A 12,860-nucleotide genomic window follows, 5' to 3' on the forward strand; every position below is an offset into this window, starting at 1 on the left:
CGGGACCAACGCGCCGCTGTCTTGCGATTATCGTTTCGGGCGGTTCACTCGATTGATGACGCCCGCAGAGGCTGCGCGAATCGTAACCGCGCCGTCGCTGTGTCGGGACCACTCCATAAGTTATGAAGACGTTTCGCGTCACGTCCGCCCGGGACGGCCAAACCACAAAGCACGACATTCCGCGCCCCCTTGAACGGATATGAGCAACTACGTCGTTGCGATGGAAGCCGCCTGGTTGGTCCGTGACGTCGAGAACTCCGACGACGCCATCGGCGTCGCCGTGAGCGAAGCCGGCAAACGACTGAACGACCAAGACCTCGACTACGTGGAAGTCGAGGCGGGCGTCACAACGTGTCCCGCCTGCGCCGAACCGCTGGACGCCGCGTTCCTCGCGGCGAACACCGCGCTCGTCGGTCTCGTCCTCGAACTCACCGTGTTCAACGCGGACAGCGTCGAGCACGCCGAGCGCATCGCGAAGAGCGAGGTCGGCGGCGCGCTCCGCGACGTCCCCCTCGAAGTCATCGAAGTCGTCGAGGAGGGCGGCGAGGAGGAAGCCGAGCGAGAGAACGAATAACCTCCCGAACCTTTATTAATAACTGTTGGTAATTGCGGCGTATGCGTTTGCCGACGCCGAAGGACTTGCGCGAACGCCGCACCTCCCTTGAGCTCACGCAGAGCGCCCTCGCCGAGCGCGCGGGCGTCTCACAGCCGCTCATCGCCCGCATCGAGGGCGGCGACGTCGACCCGCGACTGTCGACGCTGCGCCGCATCGTCGAGGCGCTGGACGAAGCCGAGGGCGACGTCGTCCGCGCGAGAACACTCATGCACGAGGACGTCATCAGCGTCGCTCCCGAGGACGCCGTCAGCGACGCTGTCGAGAAGATGCAGAACGCCGGCTACTCACAGCTCCCGGTCATCACGAACGGCGTCCCAGTCGGCTCGATAAGCGACAGCGACGTCGTCCACGCCGGCGAGGACGTCGGCGACCACCCCGTCCGAGACGTGATGAGCGAGAGCTTCCCCACCGTCTCCGAGGACGCCACGCTCGACGAGATTTCGAGTCTGCTCGACCACTACAAGGCCGTCATGGTCACCCACGACGGCGAGACGGTCGGCATCATCACGCAGGCCGACGTCGCCGCGCGCATCAGCTAGAGCGACAGTCCGCGAATCTCGACGCTCGACTCGTCGCTCTCCGCGACGTCACCGATTTTCTCGCCGTCAGTCGCGGCGACGAGCGCGTCCGCATCCGCCGGGTCGACGGCGACGACGAACCCGGTGCCCATGTTGAACGTCCGGTGCATCTCCTCGTCGCTGACGTTGCCCGCGTCCTGCACGAACTCGAAGACGACCTGCGCCGGCAGCGGGTCGGTCACGTCGTAGCGGTGGGCGCCCATGCGTTCGAGGTTCGTCCACCCGCCGCCCGTGACGTGGGCCGCGGCGCGCACGTCGTATTCGTGCAGCGCATCGAGCAGGTACGTGTAGATGCGGGTCGGCTCCAGCAGCGCCTCGCCCACGGTGTCGTACTCGTCCCCGGGGAACGGCTCGTCGAAGCCGCCCGCACGGTCCGCCGCTTCACGCGCGAGCGTGAGCCCGTTCGAGTGGATGCCCGACGACGCGAACCCGACGAGCACGTCGCCTGCCCGTGCTTCACCGGCGAGCAAGTCGTCGTCGGTCGCGATGCCGGCGACCGTGCCCGCGAGGTCGAAGTCGTTCACGACCTCCGGCATCACGGCCGTCTCGCCGCCGACGAGCGCCACGCCCGCCTCTTCTGCGCCCGCTGCCAGTCCCTCGCCCAATTCGGCAGCGCGCGTCTCGTCGGGCACGTCCACGGCGAGGTAGTCCACGAACGCCGCGGGCTCGACGCCCGCCGCCACGAGGTCGTTGACGTTCATCGCGATGCAGTCGATACCCACCGTCGAGTAGTCCTCCATCGCGACCGCTACGAGTAGTTTCGTGCCGACGCCGTCGGTCGCGAGCGCGAGGTACTGGTCGCCGAGGTCCACCAGTCCCGCGTACTCGGTGGTGTCCCCGACCTCGGAGACGGCGCCGACCAGCGCCGCGGTCGCCGCCTCGCTGTCCTCGATGTCCACGCCAGCCTCGGCGTACGTGAGTTCGTCGTCGCTCCCGTCGCTCATACACGACCGTGTGTAAGTCGGGGCGAAAAGCGTGCCGGTCTATGCGCGGACGACTATATACCGAGGAAGAACACCAGCGCCGGCCCGATCGTAATCACGGCAGCCACCGCGTACACGGGCTTGCTCCACTGGAGGACGGTCGCGCCGTCCAGCGGCCCGAACGGAATCATGTTGAACCCCGACAGCAACACGTTGATGTAGAGCGCGCGCCACCCGGCGTCGGGCGCGACGGTCAGCAGCAGGCCCAGTGAGACCACTGCGAGCGCGACGTTCGTCAGCGGTCCCGCGAGCGCGATGAGGCCGTGTTCGCGGGGCGTAATGCGGCCCCGGTGGTGGACCGCGCCCGGCGCCGCGAACAGGAACCCCGCGAGCCCGCCCGCGACGGCGAGCGCGAGCATCCCGAAGTCCGCGCGGAACTCCGCGTGCTGGCCGAAGCGCACCGCGACGACCTTGTGCGCGAGTTCGTGCAGGAGGAACGCGACGCCGACGGTCGCGAGGCTCAACGCGAACTCTTCGAGGAACGGCGCGCTCGCCAGCACGTCCCCGATGGTCGTCACGGAGACGCGCACGGACAGCAGGCTGAACGCCAGTCCGAGCGCCAGCCACGCGACGAGCAGGTCCCGGAGTTCGCGGTTACTGAAGTTCATCGCACCAGCCCCCAGATGGCGTCCGCGCTGTTCTGCGCGCCCCGGACCATCGCGTCAGTGACCGCGCCGACGCTGTCGAAGGGGCCGCCGATGAGCGGCAACACGACGAACGGGAACAGGACGCTGGCGACGATGCTGCCGATGTTCGTCATCGCGACCACCGCGATGAGTCGGAACAGCGGCACGTCTATCATCTGGCCGAGCAGGTCCCGAATCGGCGTCTCCTGGTCGTCCATGAGTTCGTTCAGCGTGCCGATGTCGGCGACGCGCACGGAGAGGTAGCGCAGTTCGACGTAGCCCGCGAACCACCCGGGCGCGAGCAGCGGATTGATGCTCGTCAGCCACGCCACCGCGCCGCCGACGCCCGCGCTCGTCCAGTGTGCGCCCGCGAGTTTCGCCGCGGCCAGCGAGATTAGGCCGTTGAATAGAAACCACGCGCCGAACACCTGCAGGAGGACGGTGTTGTCCACACCCGCCATCACCAGCAACACGAAGAACGCGAGGAAGCCGACCGTAATCAGCAGGCCGAAGACGCGCGCGACCGAGAACCGCTTGCTCTGCGTCCCGGTCAGTGACTCCATCGGCGGGAGGTCCTCGGGGTGGTCGAGGTAGTGTTCGACGCCCTCGCGGTGGCCCGCGCCCAGCACCGCGACGACGTGTTTGCCCTGCGCGCGCAACGCGACGAGGTTGTGCGCGATGTAGGCGTCGCGCTCGTCGATGAGCGCCTGCGCACCGGCGGGGCTGAACCGCCGGAACTCCTCCATCATCGCCGACACCACGTCGGCGTCCGTCAGGTCGTCCATCGTGAACTCCTCGATGTCCTCCTCTGGCGCGGCCCGCGCGAACAGCGCGACGAACACCGCGCCGAACACGAGTGCGCCGACGCCCGCGAACAGCACGGCTTCGGCCAGCCCCGACAGCACGACCAGCGCCGTCTCCACGACGCCGATGGTCGCGGGCGGCGGCGGCAGCAGGAACGGCCCAGCGATGAACTCCGCGGCGACGCCAACGACGAAGCCGACGAACGCGCCGAAGCCCAGGCCGAGCGTCCTGCTGTCGGTGACGCCGAGCGCGAGTTCCCCGACCAGTCTGAGCTTCTCGACGCCAGTCATGCGCGCCCAGAAGCGCTGAATCGTCACCTGGATGTCGCGGTCGACGAGCGCCACGTCCGCGCCGATGCGCTCGGCGGCGTCGATGCCCGCCTTCATGTCCGCCCCGGGTTCGATGCCGAACTTGTCGCCGAGGCGCTGCTGGACGTACGACAGCAGCCAGTACGCCAGGAACTGGAACGCCATGCTCCCCTTCAGGAGGTCGCTGGCGTCGAGGTCCTCCGGCGCGTCGCCCTGCATCTGCCGGTAGCGGCCCTCGTCCAGTTCGACGGCGACCGTGTCCGGGTTCTCCTCCTCGACCACCCGCTCGACCTCCTCGACGCTGTCCGCGGAGACGTGGGCGGTCCCGACGACCCGAACGGAGCCCTCGCGGGTCGCCGCGGATTCCTCACTCATTGCGTTGACGTTAGTCGTGGCGGCCTTACGCTTGTCGGATGGGCGACGTGCCGGCCTCCCTCGGCGGGTTCGTCCCTACTCGGAAGCATTCAAGCCGCCCGCCACAGAACCACGAGGCATGACCGAATCCGCGCGCCTGATGGACTCCTACACGGAGATGACGGAACTGCTGTTGCCCAACGACACGAACAACCTCGGCCGCGCGCTCGGTGGCGCGGTCCTGCACTGGATGGACATCTGCGCGGCCATCGCGTCGATGCGGTTCTCCGGCCGACAGTGCGTCACCGCGTCGATGGACCACGTCGACTTCATCGCGCCAATCGAGATGGGGGAGGTCGCCGTCGTGGAGGCGTTCGTCTTCGACGTCGGTCGCTCCAGCATCGACGTGAAGGTCGAGGTGCGCGCCGAGGACCCCGTGGAGGGAACCGAGCGCAAGACCACGACGTCGTTTTTCACGTTCGTCGCGCTCGACGACGACGGGAAGCCCACGGACGTTCCGCGGTTGGCCTGCGAGACGGAAGCCGAGGAAGCGCTCCGGCAGGACGCGCTCGACGCGCACGCCGAACAGCAGTAGTCAGTCGTCGAGGCGCGGCACGTCCAGCGTGACGACGGTGCCCGTCGGCTCGTTGTCCGCGAACGTCACGCGCCCGCCAGCGATGTCCGTGCCCCAGTGAATCAGCCACAGGCCGAGGCCGCTGGCGTGGTGCAGGGGTGTCTCGGTCCCGCGCTCAAGGGCCGCGTACTCGCTCTCGTCGACGCCGGGTCCGTTGTCGGTGACGCGAATCTCGACGCGGTCGGCTCCCACTTCGACGTCGACATCCACGTGCGGGTCGTCGCTGGTGTTGTGCTCGGCGGCGTTCTCGAGGACGTTCCAGACGACGGCTCCGAGCGTCGCCGGCAACTGGCAGCCCGGCGGGAACGCCGAGACATCGACAGTCACGTCGGGGTACGTGTCGCGGAGTCGCCGCACGCGGCCGTCGAGCAGTTCGTCGAGGTTCGCCGGCACCTGTGTGTCCTCCTCGCGTTCGAGGAGGTCGACGATGACGCGCGCCTTCTCGCCGAGCGCTCCGATTCTAGCCGCGCGCTGCTCGATAATGTCGACGGCTTCGCGCTCCTTGTCGGAGTCCGGGGAGAGCTGGCTCGCGTACCCGAGAATCATCTGGGTGTCGGTGCGAACGTTGTGTCGGAACGCGCGGTTCAGGACTTCGAGGCGCTGCTTCTGCCGGAGGTACCGACTGACGTCGTGGAACGTGACGACGCGCCCGATGAGCCGGTCGCGGATGTCGTGGACGGGCGTCACGGACGCGTCGAACGGTGTCGGGTCGCCGTCGACGTCGATGGTGACGTGCTCGGGCCGGCAGTCCGCGTCGAGCGGGCCGAGCGACGGCAGCATCGAGGACACCGACTCCCCGATGGCGTCGGCGCGCGCGCGGCCCAACAGCAGTTCCGCGCTCTCGTTGGCGTCGACGACGTAGCCGTGACTGTCGACGACGAGCGCGGCGTCGTCCATCCGCTCGAAGACGAGTCGGCGCGCCCGCCAGTTCGGCGCGGGGATCTTGCTGAAGAGGTTGAACTGCGTGAGCGCGCCGAGGAACGCCACGCCGGTGGCGGCGAACGCGATTGGCGTGGGGTCGAACTCGGGCAGCGGGAGCAGGCCCGCGACCGAGAGGATGTTCGTCACCCACGGCGTCAGCGACCCGAACAGGAGGGCGGCGCTCTGCCCGCGGAACAGCATCGCGTTGCTCCGAATCAGCCCGACGAGCGGGATGAACCCGAGCACGCCGAGCACGTACGTGTATGCCGCGACCACCCAGTACCACGGCCCGCCGGTGCGGTAGAGTAACTCGAGGTCGCCGTAGGAGACCACGCTCGTCGACTGGTAGAGCAGGTCGTGGGAACTGCTGGTCGCCGCCAACAGCACGGTGACGGCGGGTACGACGGCGAGTCCGGCGACCACCTGCGGGCGCACGTACTCGTCGCGGCCGGTGTACGCGAGCGTGAACAGCAGCCACGAGAGGGGGATGACAACCACGCCGACCCACTGGACGTCCGACCAGAGCATCTTCCGCGCGACGGATTCCGCCTGCAGTTCGAACACGAGGAATCCCGCCCACCAGACGACGCCGCCGAGCATGAGGACCAGCGCCGACGCGCCCGGCTCGGGGCGTTCCCGCCACGCCAACAGCGCCGCGGCGACGCTCACTGCGACGCTGACCAGCAGCACTGCCGTCAGGGCGTCGGTGACCCCAATCACTGTTCATTCAGATAGGTCCTGTGATTGTAAAAGCCGTGACGGTCAGCGAACGTTGCCGCATGTGGCGCCGACGCGGCCGACTACATCACGGCGACCACGGCCAGTACCGCGCCGACGACTACGTACTCGAACTCGGGCGCGACCGTCAGCCACGGATGGTCGGCGTAGCGCACCAGCAGGGTCGTGACGACCAGCGAGTACGCGAGGCCCGCGCCGAGCGCGAACGCGACCACGAGCGAGAGGTAGCCCGCGGTGACGGCGTACGCGAGGAGCGCCGCGGTGGCGACGTCGACGGCGTAGAGCGCGAGTCGTGTGCGTTCGACGCCAATCACGACTGGGAGCGTGCGGACGCCGGCCTCCCGGTCGCCCGCTCGGTCGCGGACGTTCGGGAGTTCGGTGTCGACGAACGACCGCAGGAAGAAGTACGCGAACACGACCACGACGGCGGGGGTCACGCCGCGGTCCGCGAACGCCACCGGCAGGAACGTCAACGACACCGCCCACGCCAGCGCGACGACGGCCGTGTTGACGAGGAGGACGTCTTTCAGTCGCCGCAGCCCCGCGCCGATGCGCGGCAGCCAGTCGCTGGCGTACAGCACCCAGAACGCGCCCGGGAGCAGCGCCAGCGCGAGCGCCAGCGGTCCGCCGAGCATCGCGAGCGCGACGGCGACGCCGTACGCGAGCGCCGCCGCGGCGTACAGCGTGCCCTCGTAGCGGCGCACGAACGCGGCCTGCCCGGGTTTGTCGATTTCGTCGTCGTCGACGTCGGCGATGCGGTCGTTCGCGTAGACCGCGAACGCCACCAGTCCGACCACCGCGGGCGCGGGACTCGGTGGCAGCGACAGCACTGCCATCGCGATACCCACCTCGACGACCGTAATCACCGAGAGGTACGCCGAACTGTAGAACAGGAGCGTCCAGAGTCGTTTCACGCCCGCGAGAACGCGAGCGAACTGTACGAGCAACCACGCCGAGTCGCCGGGGAACATCGCCCGGCGGTCTTCTTTCTGTGACATCGGTTGTGTCGCCGGGCGGCTGTGCCGTCCGGCGTGGAACGTAACCACACACTCCCGCTTAGTAGTGTTTTCATTTAGTCAAATATCAAACTAGAAAATACCTATCGTGACCCGCGACGCGCAGGTTTTTCCGCGACGACGGTGTACCGCCGACTATGGCTCTCGACGCGCCCGCACCCGACCCGCCCGAACTGGAGGGCGACCCCGACGAGTACGACGACGTGACCGTGCAGGGCACCGACTACCACCGCGACGACCTCGAAGCGTTCCTCCGTGACGGCGCGTGGGAGGAGGCCTTCGAGTCGTGGGCGGCGGAGACGGATTTGAGCCGCGAGGCGTTCGACGTCGCCGTGGACCTCGCGCTCTTCGACCGCTTCGACTTCTTCTGGGACGACTTCGCGGACCGCGTCGGCTACCACGCGCCCGGCCTCCCGGAGAACTGGCGCGAGCGCAACATCCACCCCGAACTGAACTCGTGGGAGACCGTCTCCGCCATCAACGCGTCGCTGGCGGAACTCGGCGCGGAAGCCTCGCGACTGCTCAAGGAGGAGTACGTCGACTGGGAGGCGGAGTACGACGCGCCCGACGACCTCCCAGAGTTCTAGCGGTCGTTGCTAGAACGGGCCCACCGGTACAGCGTAGCGGCGAGAATGGCCACTCCGTAGAGGTACACCGCTAAGAAGACCGTGTACGCCCATCCGGTGAGGCCGGGGAGGAGCGGATTCTGTATCAGGTCGGACCCGGCAATCAGTAGGTAGCCGGGAATCTGGACGAACTGCACCTGCACCAGCGTCGAGACGGCGACAAGGGCGACTGCAACCACGAAGGCACTCAAGACATCTCCCCCGATGAACCGGTCCGAGGCCCGACTGGAGGCGCTGACAGCCATAGAGAAAGCTACGTGAGGCGACAATGTATGTCTACCGGCTGAACCGACCGGCTGTTTCACTCAGGCCGAGAATACCGCGTCGAAAGCGCTGCTACGTCAGTCCTCGACCGCAGCCGCGGCGTTGATAATCGTCTCCTCGCCGAACGCGGGGCCGACCAACTGGAGGCCGACGGGGAGGCCGTCGGACTCGCCGGCGGGCACCGAGATGGCGGGGAGGTTCGCGAGGTTCACGGGCGTCGTGTTCGCGTCCGCGAGGTACATCTTCAGCGGGTCGTCGAGGCTCTCGCCCAGCTCGGGCGGGAGAATCGGCATCGTCGGCGAGGCGAGCACGTCGACGTCCTCGAACGCCTCGTCGAAGTCCTGTTTCACCCACGCGCGGGCCTCTTGGGCCTGCTTGTAGTACTTGTCGTGGTAGCCCGCCGACAGGGCGTACGTTCCGAGGAGGACGCGGCGTTTCACCTCGTCGCCGAAGCCCTCCGAGCGCGCTTCGGCGAACGACTCGTTCCAGTTGCCGTCGTATCCGCCGCTGTTGCCGTACCGGACGCCGTCGAAGCGCGCGAGGTTCGAGGACGCCTCCGACATCGCGATGACGTAGTACGCCGCGACGGCGTACTCGACCGACGGCAGGCTGACTTCTTCGACGCTCGCGCCCTGCTCGCGGAGGTCGTCGATGGCCGCGTCGAACGCTTCCACTACGCCGTCTTCGGCGCCCTCCACGAGTTCCGTGGGCACGCCAATCGTGAGGCCGTCGACGTCACCGTCGGCGGCGCTCGCGAAGTCCGTGTCCGCGCCCTCCTCGCTCGTCTCGCGGGCGTCGCCCGCTCGACCGTCCGAGGTGCTGCGCACCTCGCGGGTGGTGCCGTCGTTCTCGTCCGGCCCCGCGATGACGTCCAGAAGCGCCGCGGCGTCCTCGACGGTCGGCGCGATGGGACCGATTTGTTCGAGGCTGTTCGCGTACGCGACCAGTCCGTACCGGGAGACGAGCCCGTAGGTCGGCTTGATGCCGACGACGCCGCAGAACGCCGCGGGACACCGAATCGACCCGCCAGTGTCCGTGCCGAGCGCGAGGTCCGCGTCGCCCGCCGCGACCGCCGCCGCGCTGCCGCCCGAAGAGCCACCGGGAACGTGGTCCTCGTCGACGGGGTTCTTCGTCGCGCCGAAGTACGACGTCTCCGTGGTCGTCCCCATCCCGAACTCGTCCATGTTCGTCTTCCCGGGGATGGTCGCGCCCGCGTCTTTGAGGCGTTCGACGACGGTGGCGTCGTACGGCGGGACGTACGCTTCGAGCATCTTCGACCCGCAGGTCGTCCGGACGCCCTCCGTGGAGATGTTGTCCTTGACGGCGACGGTCTTCCCGGCGAGCGGGCCGTCGTCGCTGCCCTCGATTTCCTCGTCGGTGATGTACGCGTTCAGGCTCATTACGACACCTTCGGGCCCTTGAAGCGCCCGTCCTCGCTGTCGTCGGCGTTCTGCAGGGCCTGCTCCTGCGTGAGGCTGTCCTCGACCTCGTCGCTGCGCATCACGTTCACGAGGTCGGGTTCGGCCTCGACTTCGGGCACCTCTTCGAGTGCTTCGAAGTGTTCGAGGATGTCGCCGAACTGGTCGGCGAACTGCGCGCGCTCCTCGTCGTCGAGGTCCACGCGCGCGAGGTCCGCGACGTGCTCGACCTCGTCGGCGTCCACAGAATCGCTCATGTCTCCGGAGTCGCGCGTGGCGTCGGTAAGCGTTTCGATGCCCCACGACCCCGGGGCGTGTGCGACTTTCTGCCACAGTCCTTTTGTGCGGTCGGCCCTACTGTCTACGCGTATTAGACCCTTCCTCGACCACAGAAACCCAAATGCTCCATGAGTGACACCACGCGAACCCGCGACGTGCGCGAGGACGCCGAGAGCGAAACCGAAGACGAGCGCGAAGCCGTCGACGAGGAACTCCACTGCCCCGAGTGCGGTGGCAACCTCGCCGTCGACGACGAGCGCGGGGAGACCGTCTGCGAGGACTGCGGCCTCGTCGTCGAGGAGGATAGTATCGACCGCGGCCCCGAGTGGCGCGCGTTCGGCAGCGAGGAGAACGACCAGAAGTCCCGCGTCGGCGCGCCGACGACGAACATGATGCACGACAAGGGGCTGTCGACGAACATCGGCTGGCAGGACAAAGACGCCTACGGCAACTCCCTGTCCAGCAGTCAGCGCCAGAAGATGCAGCGCCTCCGCAAGTGGAACGAGCGCTTCCGCACGCGAACGTCGAAAGAACGGAATCTGAAGCAAGCGCTCGGCGAAATCGAGCGGATGGCCTCCGCGCTCGGCCTCCCGAAGAACGTCCGCGAGACGGCCTCCGTCATCTACCGCCGCGCCCTCGACGAGGACCTGCTGCCGGGTCGCTCCATCGAGGGCGTCGCCACGAGCTCCCTGTACGCCGCCGCTCGGCAGGCCGGCGCCCCTCGGAGTCTCGACGAGGTGGCGAACGTCAGCCGCGTCGAGCGCGACGAAATCGCGCGCACGTACCGCTACGTCGCCCGCGAACTCGGCCTCGAAGTCGCGCCCACGGACCCCGCGAGCTACGTCCCGCGGTTCTGCTCGGACCTCGGACTCACCGACGAGGTCGAACGACGCGCCCGCGACCTCCTGGAGAGCGCCGAAAAGGCAGGCCTCTACTCCGGGAAATCCCCCGTAGGGCTCGCTGCCGCGGCGGTGTACGCCGCCAGCCTGCTCGTCGACGAGCGCATCACGCAGAGCCAAGTCAGCGACGTCGCGAACGTCAGCGAAGTCACCATCCGCAACCGCTACCACGAGATTCTGGAGGCCGGCGGGGAGGCGAACGTCGAAGCCTGACGCCCCCGGAGCGTAACCCCTATCTGCCGCGTCGCGAACCTCCGCTATGGAGACGACGCGTCACTTCACCGCCACCGTCTACGTCGTCAACGACGGCGCCACTGCGCTCCACGAACACGACCGCCTCGGCCTCACGATTCCGCCGGGCGGCCACGTGGACCGCGACGAACTCCCGCACGAAGCCGGCAAACGCGAAGTCGAGGAGGAGACCGGCTTAGAGCCGACGCTGCTCGGGGAAGCGCCGGACGTGCCCGCGCCCGACGGCTTCGCGCTGCCGTCGCCGCGCTACCAGCTCTGCTACGACATCAACGTCCACGAGGACGGCACGGTCGGCCACCAGCACATCGACCACGTCTACTTCGCGACCGTTCCCTCACGGGACATCGACCCCGCGGACGGCGAAGCGGGCGTCGACGCGTGGACGTGGTACGACCCCACGGACCTCCGCGAGAGCGACCTCGACGCCGACACTGTCCAAATCGCGCTAGAGGCCATCGGCGCTGCCAGCGACGCGTAGTCAGCCTAGCCGGTTCCGGATGTACTTCGTGACGTGGTCGTCCATCCGGCGCTTGAACCCCGCCCGCCGCGCGAGCCGGTCGACCTCGCGGGCGACGAGGCTGCCGTACTGGACGGCCTTCTTCTCGCGGTCGCAGACCGCGTCCGGGAGTCGCTCGCGCGCCGCCCCCCGGAGCGCGCGCTTCCGCGTCTCTCCCGACACCAGCCACTCCTCGGGGAGTTCCAGCGCCGCGCGCACGACGTCGTCGTGGAGCAGCGGCGTCACCGGTTCGACGCCCGCCGCACGCACGGCGCGCACGTCTCGCTCCAGTTGCTCGGGCAGCGTCTCCAGCACCTCGCGGCGCGCCTCTCGGACGGTGTCGGCGTCCGTCCGCGGGTCGTCGGGTGCAGCCGCGACCTTCGCGTACCCGCCGAACAGTTCGTCTGCGCCCTGTCCGAGTGCCAGCCGAGAGAAGCCGTCGCTGGCGGCGCGCTCGGCGACGAGATAGATGGGGAGCGCGATTTGGACGGCCATCGCGTTCGTGCGGCCGATTGCGCGCGCCACCTTGGGAATCGCGGCTTCGATGTCGTCCAGCGTCACCTCGTGGACGCGCAGGTCGTCGGCGCGCCCCATCGCCGCTGCCGACTCCCGCGCCGCCTCGATGTCCGCGCAGCCCTCGTATCCGACGACGTACAGCGGCGCGTCGAGGCCGACGGCGACGAGCGCGGAGTCCACACCCCCGAGAACGCGACCGCGAGGCCGTCCTCGGACACGTCGAGCGCCCCGTCGAGCGCGTCTCGAACGGTTCCCACGGGGTCGTCGGCGCTCGCGGGCGGGTCGGGGAGTTGCCACGCGCGCCGCGTCTCGCCGTTCTCGCGGACGTGGCCGGCGGGCAGCAGCGTCGGGTCGTCGAGGTCGCTGGGGTCACTGCTCCACGCCCCGCCGTCGACGTAACAGAGGTCGCGCCCGAGCACGTCCCGGATGAGGCGGCCGTCAGCGAGGCGCCCGGCGAATCCGTCGGTGCCGGGGAGCGGATTCTCGTCGTCGAGCGCCCTGTGGACTGTCGCGTCGAGGGCGTCGTCCATCC

Annotated in this window: 14 protein-coding genes and 1 pseudogene; 6 read left to right on the forward strand and 9 right to left on the reverse strand. The window is 68.5% G+C overall.

Annotated features, from left to right (window positions below; all coding sequences use genetic code 11):
* Window positions 1-199 precede the first annotated feature (199 nt).
* Complete coding sequence (locus AVZ66_RS04675; protein ID WP_058982283.1) at window positions 200-574, forward strand: DUF555 domain-containing protein; 375 nt, start codon at window positions 200-202, stop codon at window positions 572-574.
* Window positions 575-615: 41 nt separating this feature from the next.
* Window positions 616-1,155 carry a CBS domain-containing protein gene (locus AVZ66_RS04680; protein WP_058982285.1) on the forward strand — a complete coding sequence of 180 codons (540 nt, stop codon included), beginning with the start codon at window positions 616-618 and terminating at the stop codon, window positions 1,153-1,155.
* Here the strand turns inward: AVZ66_RS04680 and purM are convergent.
* Genes purM through AVZ66_RS04695 form a run of 3 tightly spaced genes read right to left on the reverse strand, consistent with a single transcriptional unit; the run spans window position 1,152 to window position 4,290 of the window.
* Window positions 1,152-2,138 (reverse strand): phosphoribosylformylglycinamidine cyclo-ligase, encoded by a 987-nt coding sequence (purM, locus tag AVZ66_RS04685; RefSeq protein ID WP_058982287.1) that lies wholly within the window; start codon window positions 2,136-2,138, stop codon window positions 1,152-1,154. The two genes, AVZ66_RS04680 and purM, sit on opposite strands and share 4 nt — an antisense overlap.
* Window positions 2,139-2,191: 53 nt before the next feature.
* The gene (locus tag AVZ66_RS04690) at window positions 2,192-2,785 is read right to left on the reverse strand and encodes a Zn-dependent protease (protein WP_058982289.1); all 594 of its coding nucleotides are present in this window, start codon (window positions 2,783-2,785) and stop codon (window positions 2,192-2,194) included.
* The gene (locus AVZ66_RS04695; protein WP_058982291.1) at window positions 2,782-4,290 is read right to left on the reverse strand and encodes a TraB/GumN family protein; all 1,509 of its coding nucleotides are present in this window, start codon (window positions 4,288-4,290) and stop codon (window positions 2,782-2,784) included. The genes AVZ66_RS04690 and AVZ66_RS04695 overlap by 4 nt, the downstream gene beginning before the upstream one ends.
* Before the next feature lie 118 nt (window positions 4,291-4,408).
* Between AVZ66_RS04695 and AVZ66_RS04700 the strand changes: the two genes are divergently transcribed.
* Window positions 4,409-4,864, forward strand: a complete 456-nt coding sequence (locus AVZ66_RS04700) for an acyl-CoA thioesterase (protein ID WP_058982294.1) — start codon at window positions 4,409-4,411, stop codon at window positions 4,862-4,864.
* On the opposite strand, the gene AVZ66_RS04705 is transcribed toward AVZ66_RS04700, so the two are convergent.
* Window positions 4,865-6,544 (reverse strand): histidine kinase N-terminal 7TM domain-containing protein, encoded by a 1,680-nt coding sequence (locus AVZ66_RS04705; protein WP_058982296.1) that lies wholly within the window; start codon window positions 6,542-6,544, stop codon window positions 4,865-4,867.
* An 80-nt stretch (window positions 6,545-6,624) separates the two neighbouring features.
* On the reverse strand, window positions 6,625-7,560 hold the full coding sequence (locus AVZ66_RS04710; RefSeq protein WP_058984639.1) for a UbiA family prenyltransferase: 936 nt from the start codon (window positions 7,558-7,560) through the stop codon (window positions 6,625-6,627).
* 155 nt (window positions 7,561-7,715) lie between these two features.
* Here AVZ66_RS04710 and AVZ66_RS04715 point away from each other — a divergent pair, with 155 nt between their 5' ends.
* Entirely contained in the window at window positions 7,716-8,165 is a 450-nt protein-coding gene (locus tag AVZ66_RS04715) for a hypothetical protein (RefSeq protein WP_058982297.1), read from the forward strand.
* On the opposite strand, the gene AVZ66_RS04720 is transcribed toward AVZ66_RS04715, so the two are convergent.
* The 3 genes from AVZ66_RS04720 to gatC all read right to left on the reverse strand — a co-directional run bounded on the left by AVZ66_RS04720 (window position 8,162) and on the right by gatC (window position 10,143).
* Window positions 8,162-8,449 carry a hypothetical protein gene (locus AVZ66_RS04720; RefSeq protein ID WP_058982299.1) on the reverse strand — a complete coding sequence of 96 codons (288 nt, stop codon included), beginning with the start codon at window positions 8,447-8,449 and terminating at the stop codon, window positions 8,162-8,164. The genes AVZ66_RS04715 and AVZ66_RS04720 overlap by 4 nt on opposite strands.
* Window positions 8,450-8,545: 96 nt before the next feature.
* Complete coding sequence (gene gatA / locus AVZ66_RS04725) at window positions 8,546-9,868, reverse strand: Asp-tRNA(Asn)/Glu-tRNA(Gln) amidotransferase subunit GatA (RefSeq protein ID WP_058982302.1); 1,323 nt, start codon at window positions 9,866-9,868, stop codon at window positions 8,546-8,548.
* Window positions 9,868-10,143: an Asp-tRNA(Asn)/Glu-tRNA(Gln) amidotransferase subunit GatC gene (gatC, locus tag AVZ66_RS04730; RefSeq protein ID WP_058982304.1), complete on the reverse strand. Its 276-nt coding sequence runs from the start codon at window positions 10,141-10,143 to the stop codon at window positions 9,868-9,870. Before gatC ends, gatA begins: the two co-directional genes overlap by 1 nt.
* A gap of 150 nt (window positions 10,144-10,293) precedes the next feature.
* Here gatC and AVZ66_RS04735 point away from each other — a divergent pair, with 150 nt between their 5' ends.
* Together AVZ66_RS04735 and AVZ66_RS04740 are read left to right on the forward strand one after the other, a co-directional pair.
* Window positions 10,294-11,277 (forward strand): transcription initiation factor IIB family protein, encoded by a 984-nt coding sequence (locus AVZ66_RS04735; RefSeq protein ID WP_058982305.1) that lies wholly within the window; start codon window positions 10,294-10,296, stop codon window positions 11,275-11,277.
* Between the two features lie 46 nt (window positions 11,278-11,323).
* On the forward strand, window positions 11,324-11,794 hold the full coding sequence (locus AVZ66_RS04740) for an NUDIX hydrolase (RefSeq protein ID WP_058982307.1): 471 nt from the start codon (window positions 11,324-11,326) through the stop codon (window positions 11,792-11,794).
* On the opposite strand, the pseudogene AVZ66_RS04745 reads toward AVZ66_RS04740, so the two are convergent.
* Window positions 11,795-12,858 (reverse strand): annotated as a pseudogene (locus tag AVZ66_RS04745) (asparagine synthase C-terminal domain-containing protein).
* Between the last annotated feature and the right edge of the window lie 2 nt (window positions 12,859-12,860).

The organism is Halobacterium sp. CBA1132 (assembly GCF_001485535.1).
Taxonomy (GTDB): Archaea; Halobacteriota; Halobacteria; order Halobacteriales; family Halobacteriaceae; genus Halobacterium.